Genomic DNA, 17,668 nt, shown 5'->3' with positions numbered 1-17,668 from the left:
TTCTTGAGGTCCGCCCCCTCACGAGAAAAACGCGATCTTCTCGGCCTGCGTCATGCGGCGGATCGGCGCGAGCGGATCGTTTGCTGCCGCGCGGGACTTTTGCAAAATGCCGCTGGCGAGGATGGTGGCGCCGAGCGAGGGTTCTGGGACGGGCGAGGGCATCGGAAGCGGCGCTGTCTGCGCGGTGCCGAATATCGCGGTCGCTGCCATGGCCGGGGCCGGCTGCTCCATCACTTCGGCGGCGGCTTCGGCAATGGCGTTGGTGAGGCGCGCCAGCGATTCCATCGCGATCGGCGCTTCCTCGACGGGCTCCTCCACAACCGGCGCGGCGGCAGGCACGGCTGCGGTCGGCTCCGGCATCTCGGCTGCAATGGGCGCCGCGGCCTCGGCAACCATCGGCTCGGGAACGGCCGCTTCCATCGCGACCGGCTCCATGATCTCGTCGAACTCAGGATCGGGCGCGGCCATCTCCAGCGCGATGGCATCGAGGATGGCTTCGTCCTCGGCTTCCGCGGCGGCGTCGAGCGAAAATTCGTCCGTCACCTCCGCCATAGCGGCGGGCTCGGCGGCCGGCTCTTCAAAGGCGGCATGCTCAGGCGCGATCTGGCTCTCGGCGACGATCTCCGGCTCCAGGGCGGCATCCATTGCCGGCTCGGCAACGGAGAAGGCTTCAGCGACGCCGGCCGCTTCCATGGCTGCTGCTTCCATGGCTACGGCTTCCATGGCTGCTGCTGCCACGGCTGCTGCTTCCACGGGTGCTTCGGGCTCTATCGCCTCTGCGATGTCCTGCGGTGCCTCCGTAAAAGCCACGGGTGCCTCGCTTGCCATCGCGGCGGGCGCGGCCGCCATCGGCGGAGCTTCAGCGACGGGCGGCGGAGTTTCCTGCGCAGGCGCCGGCGAGGGGCTCGCCGCCTGCGGCGTTGCGTCGCCGTCGGTCTGGTCGATCCGTTCCTTGAGCAGATCGAATGCGGCCTTGAGGTCGGCGCGAGGGTCGATGGTCGAAACTTGCGCGCAGGCCGCCTCGATCGAGGCGAGCTGCGAATCAATCAGGTCGCAGATTCGCCCGTCGGCGCCGATCTCGCGCCAGCGCCAGGAGATCTCCTTGATGATGCGCACGCCGCGCGGGATCGCCGAAAGGCTCGCCTCGATGGCCGCGGGATCGAGGGCCGCGATCGCGATCGTCTCGGCTTCGCGGATCGCGTGCCGGATCGCGATCAGCGCCTCGGGCAGGCGGTCCTCGACGACGGGTTGTCGCTGTGCCGCAAGGGTTTCTTCGATTTTCGCGACGGCGTCGAGCACCATGCTTGTATCCGCATTGCGGTTGCGCTTGGCATACTCGCCGAGGAACCAGCGGCCGCGCGCGGTCTCCATGAAGGCTTCGCGGATCGCGTCGTAATCCTGCTCGTTCGGCTCGGCCGCGCGGGCAGACATAGGCGAGAGGGCGAATGCTTCAGAGGCCATGTCAATCTCGTCGCGCAAATCACCGCGCGTTACAGTAACGATCACCACGATATCGACCGAATCGCAATTGGTTTGATGGCAAGCGAATCACAAATCCCCACACCAGCAGCCGTGAAGCGGCGATTCGCCGTGAGCCTCGCCGTGTTCTACTCGGCCTTCTTCGCGGTCCTGGGCACGCATCTGCCCTTCTTCCCGGTGTGGCTGAAGGCGGTCGGCATCGACGCGGCCTGGATCGGCCTCATCAACGCGCTGCCGGCGATCACGCGCTTCACCACGCTGCCGCAAATCACCGCCTTGGCCGAAAAGCGACATGCCATTCGCGCCGGCATCATGCTGTCGGTGCTGGCCACCGCGATCGGATTTACCGCCGTCGGCCTGCAGCAGCAGCCGCTGGCGCTGTTCCTGATCTACGCGCTGACCTGCATGGTGTGGACGCCGACGATGCCGTTGACGGATGCCTATGCGCTGCGCGGGGTGGCCCGCTACGGACTCAATTACGGACCCTTACGGCTGTGGGGCTCGGCGGCCTTTGCCGCCGGTTCGCTCGCCTGCGGCTATCTCGTCGACCACATCGCGCCGCGCGACCTGATCTGGGTCATCGTCGCGTGGGCCGTCGTCGCGGTCGCGGCAAGCCTCCTGCTGCAGCCGCTCGACGATGTCAGGCGGAGGACGACCGAGACGCATGCCGGCACGGCGCTGCTGCGCGATGGCGGCTTCTGGGCGGTGATCGCCTCGGCGGCGCTGATCCAGAGCAGCCATATCGCTTTTTACACGTTCTCGGCCATCAACTGGCAGCTCCATGGCCTCGACGGGCTGACGATCGCAGGCCTGTGGACGCTGGGCGTGATCGCCGAGATCGTCGTCTTCGCGCTGTCGCCGCGCTTTTCGCTGCACCCATCCACGCTGATGGCGATCGGGGGCTTAAGCGCCGTGGTGCGCTGGATCATCACCGCCAACGAGCCGCCGCTTGCGTTGCTCGCGATCGCCCAGCTCGGCCACGGCTTCAGCTTCGGCATGACCATCCTCGGCACCATGAATCTTCTGGTGCAGCGTGTGCCCTCGCATCAGATCGCGCGCGGGCAGGGCTATTACGCCGCCTGCAACGGGCTGCTCGGCGCGGCGACCTCGATCGCGTCAGGCGCGATCTATGCCCGGATCGGCGACGGCCTGTATTACGTCATGGCGGTGATGGCCGCTGCCGGTGCGATTGTGATCTGGTCGGCGCGTCACCGGCTCAGGGCTCAGCCCCAGAGCGAAGAGTCCGGCGGATAGATCAGGCTGTCGTCATACCGCAGGCCATGATCCCGGTCGCGCGCCAGCAGCAGCGGGCCGTCGAGATCGACGAAGCGCGCCTGCGGCGTCACCAGCATCGCGGGCGCCATCGACAGCGAGGTCGCGACCATGCAGCCGATCATGATCTCGAAGCCGAGCGCCTGCGCGGCATCGGCCATCGCCAGCGCCTCGGTGAGGCCGCCGGTCTTGTCGAGCTTGATGTTCACGGCGTCGTAGCGATCCCGCAACGGGGCGAGCGAGTTGCGGTCGTGCACGCTTTCGTCGGCGCAGACGGCGAGCGGACGCTTGATCCGCGCCAGCGCGTCGTCCTTGCCTGATGGCAGCGGCTGCTCGACCAGGGTCACGCCAGCGGCCTCGCAGGCCGCGAGATTGTGCTCCAGATTGGCCTCGGTCCAGGCCTCGTTGGCGTCCACGATCAGCTCGGACTCGGGAGCCGCCTGGCGCACCGCCGCGATGCGCTCCCCATCGCCATCGCCGCCGAGCTTGATCTTGAGCAGCGGCCGGTGCGCCGCCTTGGCGGTCGCTGCGGCCATCGTCTGCGGGGGGCCCAATGAGATCGTGTAGGCCGTGGTGCGCTCGCCCGGCACCGGGCGGTCGAGCAGGCTCCAGGCGCGCAAGCCTGCCGCCTTGGCTTCCAGATCGATCAGGGCGCAATCCAGGGCATTGCGGGCCGCGCCTGAGGGCATGGCGGCTTGCAAGGCCTGCCGGGTGAGGCCGCCGGCCACGGCCTGCTGCATGGCCTGGATGGCGGCAAGGGTCGCCTCGGGCGTCTCGCCATAGCGGGGATAGGGCACGCATTCGCCGCGGCCGGTCAGGCCGCCCCGGCTGATTTCGGCCACCACCGTCACCGCCTCGGTCTTGGCGCCCCGGCTGATGGTGAAACTGCCGGCGATGGGAAAGCGCTCGATTCGTGCGGCAAGGGCCGGAACTTTGCTGGAAGTCATTTTGAACTCTGGCGAAATCTGAACCTGCTAGTTACCTCTAGCAACTAACGTTAACCAGTTGGGGATAGCTTCTCCGGGTAAGGGCGCGTGCGCAACCATCTGATGTCATCCGTTTCCAGCGCCCCGGCACGGGAGCGGAGATCTTGAGCGGCGATCCGAAGCTGGAACGGATTGCGAAAGGCAACGCGCTGGCACTCTGCGCCACCGGAACCTGGACCGCGAGCTTCGCGCCGGTCCTGGAGCGGATGGTGGCCGACGCGGAGAAGCTCGCCGGCGGTCCGCAAAGCATCTTCATCGACGTCTCCGAGGTCGCCAAGCTCGACACCTTCGGCGCCTGGCTGATCGAGCGCCTGCGCCGCAGCCTGACCCAAGGCGCCGTCGAAGCGCAGATCGCGGGGCTGTCCGCCAATTATTCGAGCCTCGTGGACGAGGTGCGGCGGGTCAGGGCGACCCCCGTGACCGACAGCAGCACGATCACCATCACCGGCATGCTGGAGCAGATCGGCCGGGCCGTGGCCGGCGTTGGCGGCACCGTGGCAGGCCTGATCGACATGCTGGGCGCGGTGCTGGCGGCGGGCGCGCGCACCCTGATTCACCCACGCTCGTTCCGGATGACCTCGACCGTGCATCATCTCGAGCAGGTCTGCTGGCGCGCGGTGCCGATCGTGGTGCTGATCACCTTCCTGATCGGCTGCATCATCGCCCAGCAGGGTATCTTCCATTTCCGCAGGTTCGGCGCCGACATCTTCGTCGTCGACATGCTGGGCGTGCTGGTGCTGCGCGAGATCGGCGTCCTCCTGGTCGCCATCATGGTCGCAGGCCGCTCGGGCAGCGCCTACACCGCCGAGCTCGGCTCGATGAAGATGCGCGAGGAGATCGACGCGCTGCGCACCATGGGGTTCGACCCGATCGAGGTGCTGGTGCTGCCGCGCATGCTGGCGCTGGTGCTGGCGCTGCCGATCCTGGCCTTCCTCGGCGCCATGGCCGCGCTCTATGGCGGCGGTCTGGTCGCCTGGCTCTATGGGGGCGTCGATCCCGAGGCGTTTTTGCTGCGCCTGCGCGACGCCATCTCGATCGACCATTTCATCGTCGGCATCGTCAAAGCACCTGTCATGGCCGCCGTGATCGGCATCGTCGCCTGCGTCGAGGGGCTTGCCGTGCAGGGCAGCGCGGAATCGCTCGGACAGCACACCACCGCGTCGGTGGTGAAGGGCATCTTCTTCGTCATCGTCATGGATGGCGTGTTCGCCATCTTCTTCGCCTCGATCGGGATGTGACGGTGGCGCAAGGTACCCAAAACGGGATTCAAAACCCCATCATCCGCGTCCGCGACATCACCGTGCAATTCGGCGCGACCCGCGTGCTCGACGGTCTCGATCTCGACGTCCAGCGCGGCGAGATCCTCGGCTTCGTCGGCCCTTCGGGCGCCGGCAAGTCGGTGCTGACACGCACCATCATCGGCCTCGTGCCGAAGGTCGCGGGCAGCATCGAGGTCTTCGGCGTCGATCTGGATGCCTCCAGTACATCGCAGCGCCGCAATGTGGAGCGGCGCTGGGGCGTGCTGTTTCAGCAGGGCGCGCTGTTCTCCTCGCTCACGGTGCGGCAGAACATCCAGTTTCCGATGCGCGAATATCTGCGGGTCTCGCAACGGCTGATGGACGAGATCACCATCGCCAAGCTGACCATGGTCGGCCTCAAGCCCGAAGTCGCCGATCGCTTTCCCTCCGAACTGTCGGGCGGCATGATCAAGCGCGTGGCGCTGGCGCGCGCGCTGTCGCTCGATCCGGATCTGGTGTTTCTCGACGAACCGACCTCGGGCCTGGACCCGATCGGCGCCGGCGACTTCGACGAGTTGGTCAGGACCCTGCAGCGTACTTTGGGGCTGACGGTTTTCATGGTAACGCACGACCTCGATAGCCTTTACACAGCATGTGACCGCATCGCCGTTTTAGGGAACGGTAAGATCATTGCGGCAGGGTCGATCGCCGACATGCAGGCCTCGCAGCATCCCTGGCTGAGGCAATATTTCCATGGCAAGCGCGCTCGCGCGGTGATGGGCTGAGGTGCCGGAGTAGCTGATGGAAACGCGCGCGAATTACGTCTTGATCGGATCGTTCACGCTGGCGGTGATCGCCGCGGCGATCGGCTTCGTGCTGTGGTTCCAGTCGCTGCACACCACCAAGCAGCGCAGCCCCCTGCGCGTCGTGTTCGAGGGCCCGGCCGCTGGCCTGCGCAACGGCGGCAGCGTCAATTTCAACGGTATCCGGGTGGGCGAGGTGGTCTCGGTGAAGCTCGACAACCCGCGGCGGGTTGTCGCACTCGCCATGGTCGAGAACAACGCCCCGATCCGCAAGGACACCCTGGTCGGCCTCGAATTCCAGGGCCTGACCGGCGTCGCGGCGATCTCGCTCAAGGGTGGCGAGGAGGCGGCCCCGCCGCCGCCGCTCGACGAGGACGGCATCCCGTCGCTGACGGCCGATCCCAACAAGCTCCAGGACGTCACCGAGGCGATCCGCGGCACGCTGCAGAACATCAACAAGATCGTCGCCGACAATCAGGAATCGGTGAAGAACTCGCTGAAGAATCTCGAGACCTTCACCAACTCGCTCGCCCGCAACTCCGAGAAGATCGACGGCGTGATGGCCAGGGTCGACGGCGTCATGCTCAAGGCGGACAGCCTCATGCTCGGCCTCAACACGCTCGCCGGTGGCAAGGATGGCGGCGAGTTGTTCCAGGCGGTGAAATCGATCCGCGAACTGGCCGACGATTTCGACAAGCGCTCCGGCGCGCTGATGATGGATGGCCGCCGCACGCTCGGCGACATCAGCCGCGCCGTGAACAATTTCGATCGCAACCCGACCCGCGTGCTGTTCGGCGCCAGCAACAACGCGCCGGCCGCCGCTCCGCCGCCCCCGCCAGAGCCGCCGAAGCCCGCGGCGCCGGAGCGCCGGCGGCAGTAGACGGAATGCCTGGCGCTTCAGGCGTCGTCCTGGCGAAAGCCAGGACCCATTACCCCAGGGAGGGGTTTGGCGAAGGCCAGTCGTTCGGTACTGCCACCGGCGGCAATCGACAGACCTCGCGGTATGGGTCCTGGCTTTCGCCAGGACGACACCGAATGTTTGTCGATTGCTCCGTTCCTAATGACACCCAAAACAAAAACGGAGGCCACGAGGCCTCCGTTTCCATATTCGTCATTTGCGAGCTGGGTCTTACCCCAGCCGTCCCGCGCTGTGCGCGAGCAGCGTGTACACCAGGCCCGTCTCCGAGGTCAGGTGGTTGCGCAGCTCCTGCGGGCCGCGGCCGTCGCGAGCGACCTCGTCGAGCAGGCGTTCGAACTCGGCGACATAGCGGTCGACCGTGCCCTTGAAGTTGCGATCTGAACGGTACTTGCGGGCGACCTCGTCGAAGGCCTTCTGGCCGGCGGGCGTGTAGAGGCGCTTGGTGAAGGCCTTGTTCTCGCCGCGCTGGTAGCGGTCCCACATCTCGGCGGCGAGGTTGCGGTCCATCAGCCGGCCGATGTCGAGCGACAGCGATTCCAGCGGATTGCCACTGCTCTGCGGGGGCTGCGGCTGCGGAGCGGGTGCCGCGCGGCCACGGGGCGCCTCGCGACCGGTCGGAGCGCCCTGGTTGGCGTCCGTACGGTTGAGGAGGTCCGACAGCCAACCGTCGCGGCCCTGGTCGTTGCCGGCGGGTGCGACCGGCGGGGCTTCAGTGCGGCGCGGGGAGGCCGGCATGCCGAGGTCCGGCGGCGGCAGCGTCGAGGCGCTGCCGGTGTCGCGCATGCGGGTCTCGGTGGTGCCCCGCGCGCCGACGGTCGCCAGCATCGGCTCCTCCTGGCGCTGCACGCTGGCGCGGCCCGTCGTCGAGACGTCGAGGCCGCGGCCGTGCTGGGCCACGATGCGGTTGAGCTCGGCGAGGGCCTCGATCTGGTCGACGATCACCTTGCGCATCTGCGCCGTGCTCTCGGCGGCCTCCTGCGGCATCTCGAGCACGCCGCGGCGCAGCTCGTTGCGGGTGGCTTCGAGCTCGTTGTGCATCTCGAACGCCATCTGCTTCATGCTGGCGACGAGGTTGCTGAACTTCTCGGTCGACTGCTTGAACATCGCATCCGCCTCGTCCGTGGTCTGGCGGTAGATGTCGTGCATGGACTCGACGGTCTGCCGGTGCTCCTCCTCGGACGCCGCGCGCACCGCCTCGAACTGGCGGGTGATCGCGGCGGAACCTGCGCCGGCGGTCTCCGCGACCACGCGGGCGATGTCGCGGGCGCGCTCTTCGGCGGCGGCCAGCGATTCATCGAGCAGGCCGGTGAAGCGCGACAGGCGCTGGTCGAGATCGGTGGTGCGCAGGTCGATCGTGGTGACCAGCGATTCCAGCGCCTGCTTGCGCTCGGCGAGCGAGGCGGTGGTGTTCTTGTTGCTCTGCTCGACAACCTGGGCGGCCTCGACCAGGGCCTTGCCGTGCGCGTCGAACTGGGTCGACAGCTCGCCGAGATCCTGAAGCGCCCGCGTGGTCTTCGTATTGAAGACGTTGAGCTGGTCTTCCAGGTTCTGCGTCGCGGCGCCGTTGCGCGAGGTGACGTCGTTCATCGCCGAGACGAAGTCGGCGACGCGCGTCACCAGCGCCCGCTCGAGCGAGTTGAGGTTGTCGTGCGCACCGGTCAGCACCTCCTGGAGCAGGATGTTGCCTTCGCGCAGGCGCTCGAACAGGGCGACCGTGTCGGTGCGCAGGATCTTGCTGGTCTCCTGCATCTCGGTGACGGCCGCGATCGAGACCTGGCGCGACTGGTCGATCGCCGAACGCGAGGCCTGCTCGAGGTCCTTGAGCGATTTGTTGACGGCGCCTGTCGCCATCTCGCTCGCCGAGTTGATGGTGCGGGCGACTTCCGAGCCGTTGCCCATCATGGTCTGCGAGAACGCGTGGCCGCGCGTCTCGATCGACTTCAGCGCGTCGGACGTGACGCGGTCGATGTCGAGCGTGAGCTGGCTGGTCTTCGAGCCGATCGCGTCCACGAGCGAGCCGCGCTTGGCATCGATCATGTTCGCGAGACGGTCCGATTGCTGCTGCACGTAGGTGACGATCTCGTCGGTCTTGCCGGTCATGGCCTGGCCGAAGCTGCTGCTTGCGGCGAGCACCGAGCGCTCGACGTCCGCCGAGCTCGACTTGACCCGCGAGCTCGCCTCGTTGGAAGCGTTGATCAGCGCGTTCTGGGCGTTGAGTGCGCTGGTCTGGATGTCGTTGGTCGCGTTCGCGGTGGCCGTGCTCAGCGTGCGCTCGATCTCGGTCGAGATCGCGCGGATCTGGCTTGCGGCGTCCGCCGACGTCGTGGTCAGCGAGGTCTGCGCCTCGCGCGCGCTGTTGAGGATGGTCGAGGCGGTGTCGGCGCCGACCGAGGTCAGCGTGCGCTCGATGTCCGTGGTCAGCGACTTGATCTGGCTCGCCGCGTCCGTCGAGGCGGAGATCAGCGTGCCCTGGGCCTCGCGCACGCCGCTGGTGAGCGCCTCGATGGTGGCGCCGCCGGCGGTCGCCAGCGCACGCTGCATCTCGGCCGCCAGCGAACGGACCTGGCCGGTCTGTTCGGCGGAGACCGCCAGCAAGGTGCTCTGGGCGTCGCGAGCGCTGGTCGTGATCGTCTCGGCGGTCGACTGGCCGACCTGCGAGAGCGAGCGATGCACTTCGGCCGCGAGCGACTTGACCTGGCTCGCCGCATCCGTGGACGCGTTGACGAGCGTGCTCTGGGCCTCGCGCGCGCCGGTCATGATGGTCTCGGCCGTCGCGGTGCCTGCCATCGAGAGCGAGCGCTGCACGTCCGAGGACAGCGCCTTGATCTGGTTGGCGGTCTCGCTCGAGGCCGCGATCAGCGTGCTCTGCGCGTCGCGGGCGCCGGCGGTGATCGATTCCGCCGTGGCGGAGCCGGCCATCGAGAGCGAGCGCTGCACGTCGGCGGTGAGGGTCTTGACGTGGTTGGCCGCGTCCGAGGACGCCGTGACGAGCGTGGTTTGCACCTCGCGAGCGCCGGCCAGGATCGAGGCTGCGGTCGCCGAGCCCGCCGATGACAGCGTGCGTTCGACGTCGGCCGCGAGCCCCTTGATCTGGTTGGAGGCATCGCCGGATGCGGCGACCAGCGTCGTCTGTGCCTCGCGGGCACTGCTCAGGATCGAGTTCGCGGCACCGGTGCCGACCGCGGTCAGCGCGCGCTCGACCTCGGCGGAGGTCATCTTGAGCTGGGCGTTGACGTCGGAGGAGACCGTCATCAGCGACTGCTGGGCGGTGCGCGCGCCGGTCTGGATGGTCTCGCTGGTGTTGACCACGAGGTTGGTGAGCGAGCGCTCGGCATCCTCGACATGCGAGCGGATCGCGGTCGAGATCATCTCGGCGCGGGACATCATGTCCTCGCTGGCCTGGCGTCCGCTGCTCTCGATGCGGCCGGCGACGGCCTCGACGCGCGAGCCGAGCAGGTCCTCGAACTGCGCCACGCGCACGTCGATGTCGCTGGCGACCGAGCCGACCTTGGTCTCGATGGCCTGGTGGATGTCCTGGAAGCGTGCCGTGACCGTGTCGGTCAGATGCATGCTGCGGCCGTCGATGATCTCGGTGACGCCGGTGATGCGCCGGTCGACCGCCTCGATCGCCTGCGCGGTGCCGTCCGTGAGCGTCGAGGTCAGGAGGGTGAGGCGGGTGTCGATCGACTGCACGGCCTGCGATGCGCCGTTGGTCAGGGCGGTCGTCAGGTAGGTGAGGCGGCTGTCGACGGACTCGAGCGCCTGCGACGCACCGCTGTTGAATGTCGTCGTGAGATGCGTCAGGCGCGTATCGATCGTCTGGATCGTCTGCGATGCGCCGTCGGTCAGCGTCGTCGTGAGGTTGGTCAGGCGGGAGTCGATGGCCTCGAGTGCCTCGGACGCGCCGCCAGTGAGCGTCGTCGTGAGGTGGGTCAACCGCGTGTCGACCGACTGGATCGCCTGCGCAGCTCCATCGGTCAGCGAGGTCGCGAGCGTGTTGAGACGTTCATCGATGGTTTCGGTGACCGACTTCGCGCGGGAGTCGAACGACTGTTCGAGCGCTGCGACTCGGCCGACGAGTTGCTCGTCGAAGGTCTTGATGTGACCGTCGATCGTCGAGTCGAGGCCGGAGATCTTGCCGTTCAGCGAGGCATCGAGGTGGGTGACACGTTCGCCGATCGTGGTCTCGAACTGCAGCAGGCGCTGGTCGAGGACAGCCGTGATCGCGCCGCCGTTGGAGGTGAAGCGGGTGTCGAAATTGTCGACATAGGCCTTCAGCGATTCGTGGATGTCCTGGGTGCGCTGGCCCATGCGATCGACGATCTCGCCGCCGAAGGTCTTCACGGTGCGGTCGAATTCGGAGATGTGGCGCGTGATCAGCGCGCCCAGCGTGCCGGAGTCGCGGGCGAACTTCTCGACCAGCTCGGTACCCTGGTTCTTCACCAGCTCGTCGAAGGCGCTCATCTGGAGTGACAGCGAATCGTGCGCGGTCTCGGTCTGGCTGACGACCTTGGCGACCAGCGTGTTGACGGTGGCGTCGAGTGCATCGCTCGCCTTGTCGCCGCTGGTCATGATCTGGCCGGCGAGCCGGTTGCCGGCGTCGTCGATCTTGGCGGAGAGGTCGTTGGAGCGCAGCTCGAGCTCGAGCAGCAGCGAGTCCGACGAATTCTTCAGGCTGTCGTGCACCTGCTCGGTGCGTTCGGAGATGCCGTCGACGATCGCGGCGGAGCGCTGCTCGAACTCGCCGGTGATGCGGTCGATGCGCTCGTTCAGCATCTCGTGGACGCGGTCGGCGAGGTCGACGAACTCGTCGTGGACGTGGCCGGTCTTGAAGTTGAGGCTGGTGGTCAGCCGCTCGCTGGCATCGAGCACGGCGCGCGTGGTCTCGTTGCTGGCCTCCTCGAGGCGGTCGAGCAGGTCGCCGCCGCGCTCACCGAGCGCGAGGATCATGTTGTCGCCGGCATTGCTCAGCGCACCGGTGATGTGGGCGCCGCGCTCTTCGAGAGCGCCGGTGATGGACTTGGCGACCTCGTCGACGCGCGAGGCGATCGCGTCCGAGATCAGCGCGATGTCATGGCGCAAATCGATCTGCACGCCGGAGATGGCGCTGCGGACCTGCTCGGCCTGGCCGACCAGATTGTCGCGCTGATGCGCGATGTCCTGGAGCAGGGCGCGGATGCGCACTTCGTTGTCGGAATAGGCGCGTTCGAGCGCCGCAACCTCGTTGGCGACCAGCGTCTCGAGCTCGCCGGCGCGCGCAATGGCGCGCTCGATGCCGTCGCCCATCGCCGCGACTTCGCGGCGGATGGCCTGGCCGACGGTGACCATGGAATCGGAGGCCGAGCCTTCCGGCTCGGAGAAGCGGATTGCGACCTGCGCCATCGCCTGCGCGATCATGCGCATTTCCTGGCCGCGCCAGACGAGGCTGGCGAGGAAGTAGAACAGCATGATCGGCGCGAAGAACATCGCGACCAGGCCGGCGATGACGAGCACGCCGCCGCTCTGGCCCATGGCGGCCTGGATCGAGGGCAGGAAGCCGACCGTCAGCGCGGCGCAGGCCGCGAGCCAGACGCCGGCGAAAACGGTGGCGAAGGTATAGACGCTGCGGGCAGGGCGGCCCTTCTGAAGCGCCTGGAGCAACTGGCCGATGGTCTCGCGGTCGTCATTGGCGGCGCGGCGCGCGCTGCGCGGCTCATCGATCGGGTCGAACATCGTGCGTTCGTTCGCGGCAGGCCGCGGGTCGAAGCTCGGATCGTCGAACATCGGGGGAGTCGGTGGCGCCACCGGAGGCGAATTTTCGTTGCGCATCGAGGCGTTGCGGCTGGTGTCCGCGGCCGTGTCGCTGATGTTGAGGGCTTCCTGGATCGCAGAAAGCGCAACTTCTGTGGGGTCTTTGGCCTTTTTCGGAGTGTTCGCCATGTTCAGTCCGAGCCCTCGTTACTTGTACGCGTCCCCCCGCGAGCCCTGCGCGCTGCGCAAGCCCACAGTCCGGATCATGCCGCTTGCGCGGATCTCCGAGCCGTCCCCACCCGGACGGCTTGTCCGCCAATTTCCAAAACATCCTATTGGCAGAGCGTCGCGAATGAAATGCCCGCGATTAAGACAATCTTAATCATCGTTAACAGGATCGCGCCGTAACGCCTTAGCAATAAATGCAATTCTCCACCGAACTCGCCGGATTGCGGCAACTTTTCGGCAATAAACAGGCAGATTTGCGCAAAACAGCCCGAACACTTCGTTAACCATTTCCATGCTTGGTGGAGGGAACCTGACCGCCCGACCGGCGGACATCGCGCGATGCCGGGGCCTGCGCCATGACGCCTGAACTGCAACGGATGGACTGGATGGCCTCGCCCCCGCTTGCCCCCATCGATTGCCCGCTCGACCTCGATCATCTCGCCCGCATGACGCTCGGCGACGCTGAGCTGGAGCAGGAAGTGCTGGCGATGTTTGCCGAGCAGGCGGTCCGCCTGGTCGCGGCGATGGCCGCGCTGCCGACTGATGCCGGCGCACTCGCCCACAAGCTCAAGGGCTCGGCGCGCGGGATCGGCGCCTTTGCGGTGGCGGATGCCGCAGCCAGCCTGGAGACCGCGATCCGGACCGGCCAGGGCCGGCCCCACGCCTTCGCCGCGCTGAAAGAGGCGGTGACCGAAGCCCGTGCCGCCATCGAGGCGATTCTGAAGCACTAGGGCGACAGGGCCAGAACCGTGCCCTAGTCATTTGTTTTGACGGGTTTTCTTGCCGCGAAGCGGGATTCTCGTCCTATCAAAACGCTATGGCGCCGGGCTGACCGACCCGTTATAGGACAGCCCGGACCCTCCTTCATTTCCTAGATCGCGGCAGCACGAGCACACATGGCCAAAATTCACTTTGTCGATCACAAGGGCGAAACCCGTACGGTGGACGTCGAGAACGGCGCGACCGTGATGGAAGCCGCCATCCGCAACAGCGTTCCCGGCATCGAAGCGGAATGCGGCGGCGCCTGCGCCTGCGCCACCTGCCATGTCTATGTCGACGAAGCCTGGCGCGAGAAGGTCGGCAGCCCGACGCCGATGGAAGAGGACATGCTCGACTTCGGCTTCGACGTGCGCCCGAATTCGCGCCTGTCCTGCCAGATCAAGGTCTCCGACGAGCTCGACGGCCTCGTCGTGGCGACGCCGGAGCGCCAGGCCTGATCCTCGCTTCAGGCCTGGTCCTGCCCGACAAGCCATTTGCTTGTTGATTGAATTACGAGCTTGGCGGCGCGACCTCGATGCCGCGCTTGTGCCAGGGTCTTAGCTTTTCGATCACGTCCGCAGTGAGCGGCGCCGGCCGCCGTGTCGCCTCGTCGAGCATGACGCCGACCGACGTCGCGGACGCAATGCACGTCCCGTTCGAAAACACGACCTGCTCGAACGTCACCGAGGTCCGTCCCAGTTTCACGACGCCAAGGCCGAGCTCGATCGTGCTCGGCCAATGCAGCTCTGCGCGGAAATGGATGTCGAGCCGCACCATGATCCAGGCAAGCCCCGGCGGTGTCAGCCCGTACTCCGGGCTCTTCATCAGCGTGACACGGCCGGTCTCGAAATAGGTGGCGTAGACTGCGTTGTTGACGTGCTGGTTCGGATCGAGATCGCCGAAGCGGACGTTGTCGCCGATGCGATAGGGGTAGTCCTCCAGGCGCGGCGTCGTATCGTGGCGGCTTGGTGCGTTCACCGATTGATCTCCGTCATGTCCTTGCTCGTTACAGCCCAGTTATTTTGGCCCGGCAAGTGGGCGCGGCTGCGGGGCGCTCCCGCTTTTATGCCTTCCCTGATCCATCCCCGTTGGCTAGACAGGCAGGGTCACCTCGGCCCAAAGGGCGCCGTCCAACCGATAACGATCGATAAAGAGACGACATGAGCGACGTGATCAAAACCGACGTGCTGATTATTGGCGCCGGCCCTTGCGGCCTGTTCGCCGCCTTCGAGCTTGGCCTTCTCGACATGAAGGCGCATTTCGTCGACATCCTCGACAAGGTCGGTGGCCAGTGCGCCGAGCTCTATCCGGAAAAGCCGATCTACGACATTCCCGGCATTCCGCAGGTTTCGGGGCAGGGCCTCACCGACTCATTGATGGAGCAGATCAAGCCGTTCCATCCGACCTTCCATCTCGGCGAGATGATCGAGACCGTGGAGAAGATCGGCGATCCCCTGTTCCGCTGCACCACTGACGCCGGCAAGGTGTTCGAGTGCAAGGTATTGGTGATCGCGGCCGGCGGCGGCTCGTTCCAGCCCAAGCGTCCGCCGGTGCCCGGCATCGAAGCCTATGAAGGAAGCTCGGTGCATTACGCCGTGCGCAAGATGGAGACGTTCCGCGACAAGAACGTGCTGATCGTGGGCGGCGGCGATTCCGCGCTCGACTGGACACTCAATCTGCATCCGGTCGCCAAGCGCATCACGCTCTTGCACCGTCGCGACGATTTTCGCGCCGCGCCCCACAGCGTCGAGCAGATGCGCGCGCTGGTTGCCGGCGGCAAGATGGATCTGCAGCTCGGCCAGGTCACCGCGCTGTCAGGCACCGAGGGCAAGCTGACGGGCGCCACCGTCAAGGGCAACGACAACAACGTGACCGAAATTGCCTGCGACACCATGCTGCCGTTCTTCGGGCTGACCATGAAGCTCGGTCCGGTCGCGAACTGGGGCATCGCGCTGGAGAACAATCTGGTGCCGGTCGAGACATCCGCGTTCGAGACCAACGTGCCGGGCATCTTCGCGATCGGCGACATCAACACCTATCCCGGCAAGATCAAGCTGATCCTGTGCGGCTTCCACGAGGGCGCGCTGATGTCGCAAAAAGCCCATCGCTACGTCTATCCGGAGAAGCGGCTCGTGTTCCAGTACACGACCTCGTCCTCCAGCCTGCAAAAGAAGCTGGGTGTCAACTAACGGCGGCGGGAACGGCAGGCGCTGCCCCATGTTTCTGGTGCTGGAACGGTTCGCGAAATCGCCGTACTCTACGGCCATTCCAGTCTTTGCAAGTAAGGTGATTGGACTAGCAAGGTGATCATAATGCGGAATCTCTTTTCCAGCTTTCGGCTGCTCTCGCTACTCGCGCTCGGTCTTGCGCTGACGCTCGGCGCGGCGAGGCCGGCTGCCGCGCAAGCCCCGGCGGCGCAGGCTCAACCAACCGCCGCGGGCCTTTGGCAAAAGGTCGAAGACGGCAAGACGGTGGGATGGTTTCTCTTCATCGATCATAACGGCATCTTCGAAGGCGTGATCGCAAAGACCTTTCCGCGCCCCGGCGACGATCCGAACGAGATCTGCGCGAAATGCGCCGACGATCGCAAGAACGCGCCGGTGCTCGGGCTCTCCTTCATCCGCGACATGAAGCGCGACGGCTTGAAGTATGACGGCGGCAACGTGGTCAATCCGCGCGACGGCAATATCTGGAAGGCCAAGATGACGGTGAGCCCGGATGGTCAGACGCTGACCATGCGAGGCTTCCTCGGCATTTCCCTGTTCGGCAAGGACGAGACCTGGACGCGCCTGCCCGACGCCAACATCGCCCAGGTCGATCCCGCCATCGTCGCCAAATATCTCCCGGCGCAGGCGACCGCCACGACGAAGCCCGCGCCCGCGGCGAAGAAGGGCGGCGCGATGATGGCGCCGGCACCGAAGCAGTAGGCTGCCTCCGAGGTCCGCGCGGCGCTCGCCCCCAATCCGTCATTGCGAGCGTAGCGAAGCAATGACGGAGTAGCGACCGTCAATAAGCCCGCGCCTTCTTGCAAGGCGCATAGAAGGTGCCGTTGCCGGCGACGACCCGCTCGAGGCATTGCCGGGGATCGGTGATCTCGCCGTCGACCTGGAAATAATAGGCCTGGGTTCCCAGGCTCAGGACGTAATGTCCCGGCGGCAGCTCCGATCCTGAATCGCCGGCGTGAAGCTCGTACATCTCGGGTTTCCCCGCAATCGGCGAGACCCGGAACGGATAGGCGAAGTTGCGGATGACGCCGACATCCTCTCCGCCACTGAGATTCTTGCCGGCGGCGTCGGTCGAAAATTCTCTGGCGATCTTTGCGACGACTCGAACCTCGACGCGCTCCGGGATGGAGTTCGCGGCGTCCCGGCGAAACACGATGAACTTGACGCGGCCGTTCGGCAGATGCGGACGATCGGGCTTCTTGAACTCCGGTGATATCGCGATCCGCATGTCGGGCGCCATCACGCCGGTCGCGTTCAACTCCGCCAGCGACTTGTCGTCGGCCAAGGCGTAGACGCCGTAGTCGGTTGGAAGGACGCGCGTCGGGGCAGGCGCGGCAGGTGTCACCATTTCCGGCTTGGTGACCGTGATCGACGTTTCCGGTTTGGGCGCGACCATCGCGATCTCGGGGACTTGCGACGAAATCTGCCGGCGCAGCGCGGCGATGTTGTCTCGCTGCGAGACGATCAGGATGACGGCGCCAACGGCAACCAGGATCGCCGTCGTCCGTTTGATCACCGGCCAGAGCGGGCCCGAGATCGCAGGCAGCTTGCTGCGCGACGTCCCGATCCCTGATCGCAGAACGGTCGCGTCGCCGGACACCAGAAGACCGCCTGTCTCAGTCGCCTTTGACGATGTGAGGTGTTGTTGCTGCAACCGCTCCAGGGGCGGCTGGTCACGCGAGAATTTTTCGACCTCCTCGATTGCGACCTCGAGGGCCCGCTTCATCTGGTCGATGTTCTTGGCGTCGGCGTAGGTGAACTGCTCCTGGAGCTTGTAGCGGGCGAGATCGTAGACCATCTGCCGCCTGGCTTCCGGGTCTTCCCGCACCGTGTCGAGCATGCGCGAAATCACCAGCGCAAACTGCACCTGGTTTGCGGGCAAGTCGGTCTGCTCCTGCTGGCTGGGAAGCAGGTCTTTCGAATCACTCATAGCGCTGACGGTCCAGTGCCAGTCACGCCAACATCCGATTTCTCTAATTGAAACAGTTGATTAAACGATGCGGAACGCGTCCGTGGCAATTTCGTACAC

General features: G+C 66.1%; 13 protein-coding genes. 8 read left to right on the top strand and 5 right to left on the bottom strand.

The window, feature by feature from the left end:
• Positions 1-18: 18 nt before the first annotated feature.
• Positions 19-1,461 carry a hypothetical protein gene (locus IVB31_RS33330; protein WP_247332563.1) on the bottom strand — a complete coding sequence of 481 codons (1,443 nt, stop codon included), beginning with the start codon at positions 1,459-1,461 and terminating at the stop codon, positions 19-21.
• Between the two features lie 75 nt (positions 1,462-1,536).
• Between IVB31_RS33330 and IVB31_RS33325 the strand changes: the two genes are divergently transcribed.
• A complete protein-coding gene (locus IVB31_RS33325) occupies positions 1,537-2,733 on the top strand; it encodes a major facilitator superfamily domain-containing protein 6 (protein ID WP_247332560.1) in 1,197 nt (398 codons plus the stop codon).
• Here IVB31_RS33325 and dgcA read toward each other — a convergent pair.
• Positions 2,703-3,698 (bottom strand): N-acetyl-D-Glu racemase DgcA, encoded by a 996-nt coding sequence (dgcA, locus tag IVB31_RS33320; RefSeq protein WP_247332556.1) that lies wholly within the window; start codon positions 3,696-3,698, stop codon positions 2,703-2,705. The two genes, IVB31_RS33325 and dgcA, sit on opposite strands and share 31 nt — an antisense overlap.
• A gap of 143 nt (positions 3,699-3,841) precedes the next feature.
• Between dgcA and IVB31_RS33315 the strand changes: the two genes are divergently transcribed.
• From IVB31_RS33315 to IVB31_RS33305, 3 genes are read left to right on the top strand one after another with little or no spacing between them, the layout of a single operon-like run.
• A complete protein-coding gene (locus IVB31_RS33315) occupies positions 3,842-4,975 on the top strand; it encodes an ABC transporter permease (protein WP_247332553.1) in 1,134 nt (377 codons plus the stop codon).
• A gap of 2 nt (positions 4,976-4,977) precedes the next feature.
• Entirely contained in the window at positions 4,978-5,760 is a 783-nt protein-coding gene (locus tag IVB31_RS33310; protein WP_247332549.1) for an ABC transporter ATP-binding protein, read from the top strand.
• A 16-nt stretch (positions 5,761-5,776) separates the two neighbouring features.
• Entirely contained in the window at positions 5,777-6,658 is an 882-nt protein-coding gene (locus IVB31_RS33305) for an MlaD family protein (RefSeq protein ID WP_247332547.1), read from the top strand.
• 249 nt (positions 6,659-6,907) lie between these two features.
• Here the strand turns inward: IVB31_RS33305 and IVB31_RS33300 are convergent, their stop codons facing one another.
• Positions 6,908-12,616 carry a negative regulator of septation ring formation gene (locus IVB31_RS33300; RefSeq protein ID WP_247332545.1) on the bottom strand — a complete coding sequence of 1,903 codons (5,709 nt, stop codon included), beginning with the start codon at positions 12,614-12,616 and terminating at the stop codon, positions 6,908-6,910.
• A gap of 395 nt (positions 12,617-13,011) precedes the next feature.
• On the opposite strand from IVB31_RS33300, the gene IVB31_RS33295 reads away from it, so the two are divergent.
• Both IVB31_RS33295 and IVB31_RS33290 read left to right on the top strand, forming a co-directional pair.
• Positions 13,012-13,386: an Hpt domain-containing protein gene (locus IVB31_RS33295; RefSeq protein WP_247332542.1), complete on the top strand. Its 375-nt coding sequence runs from the start codon at positions 13,012-13,014 to the stop codon at positions 13,384-13,386.
• Between the two features lie 165 nt (positions 13,387-13,551).
• On the top strand, positions 13,552-13,872 hold the full coding sequence (locus IVB31_RS33290; RefSeq protein ID WP_247332540.1) for a 2Fe-2S iron-sulfur cluster-binding protein: 321 nt from the start codon (positions 13,552-13,554) through the stop codon (positions 13,870-13,872).
• A 52-nt stretch (positions 13,873-13,924) separates the two neighbouring features.
• Here the strand turns inward: IVB31_RS33290 and IVB31_RS33285 are convergent, their stop codons facing one another.
• Positions 13,925-14,392: a thioesterase family protein gene (locus IVB31_RS33285; protein ID WP_247332537.1), complete on the bottom strand. Its 468-nt coding sequence runs from the start codon at positions 14,390-14,392 to the stop codon at positions 13,925-13,927.
• 182 nt (positions 14,393-14,574) lie between these two features.
• On the opposite strand from IVB31_RS33285, the gene IVB31_RS33280 reads away from it, so the two are divergent.
• Positions 14,575-15,603 (top strand): NAD(P)/FAD-dependent oxidoreductase, encoded by a 1,029-nt coding sequence (locus IVB31_RS33280; protein ID WP_247332535.1) that lies wholly within the window; start codon positions 14,575-14,577, stop codon positions 15,601-15,603.
• 123 nt (positions 15,604-15,726) lie between these two features.
• Positions 15,727-16,341 (top strand): DUF2147 domain-containing protein, encoded by a 615-nt coding sequence (locus tag IVB31_RS33275; protein ID WP_247332532.1) that lies wholly within the window; start codon positions 15,727-15,729, stop codon positions 16,339-16,341.
• Positions 16,342-16,420: 79 nt separating this feature from the next.
• Here the strand turns inward: IVB31_RS33275 and IVB31_RS33270 are convergent, their stop codons facing one another.
• Positions 16,421-17,569 (bottom strand): hypothetical protein, encoded by a 1,149-nt coding sequence (locus IVB31_RS33270; RefSeq protein ID WP_247332530.1) that lies wholly within the window; start codon positions 17,567-17,569, stop codon positions 16,421-16,423.
• Positions 17,570-17,668 lie beyond the last annotated feature (99 nt).

The sequence above is a fragment of the Bradyrhizobium sp. 21 genome (assembly GCF_023073335.1).
Lineage (GTDB): Bacteria > Pseudomonadota > Alphaproteobacteria > Rhizobiales > Xanthobacteraceae > Bradyrhizobium.
The sequence above is the reverse complement of the archived record's forward strand: the minus strand, read 5'-3'. Positions and strand labels throughout refer to the sequence as shown.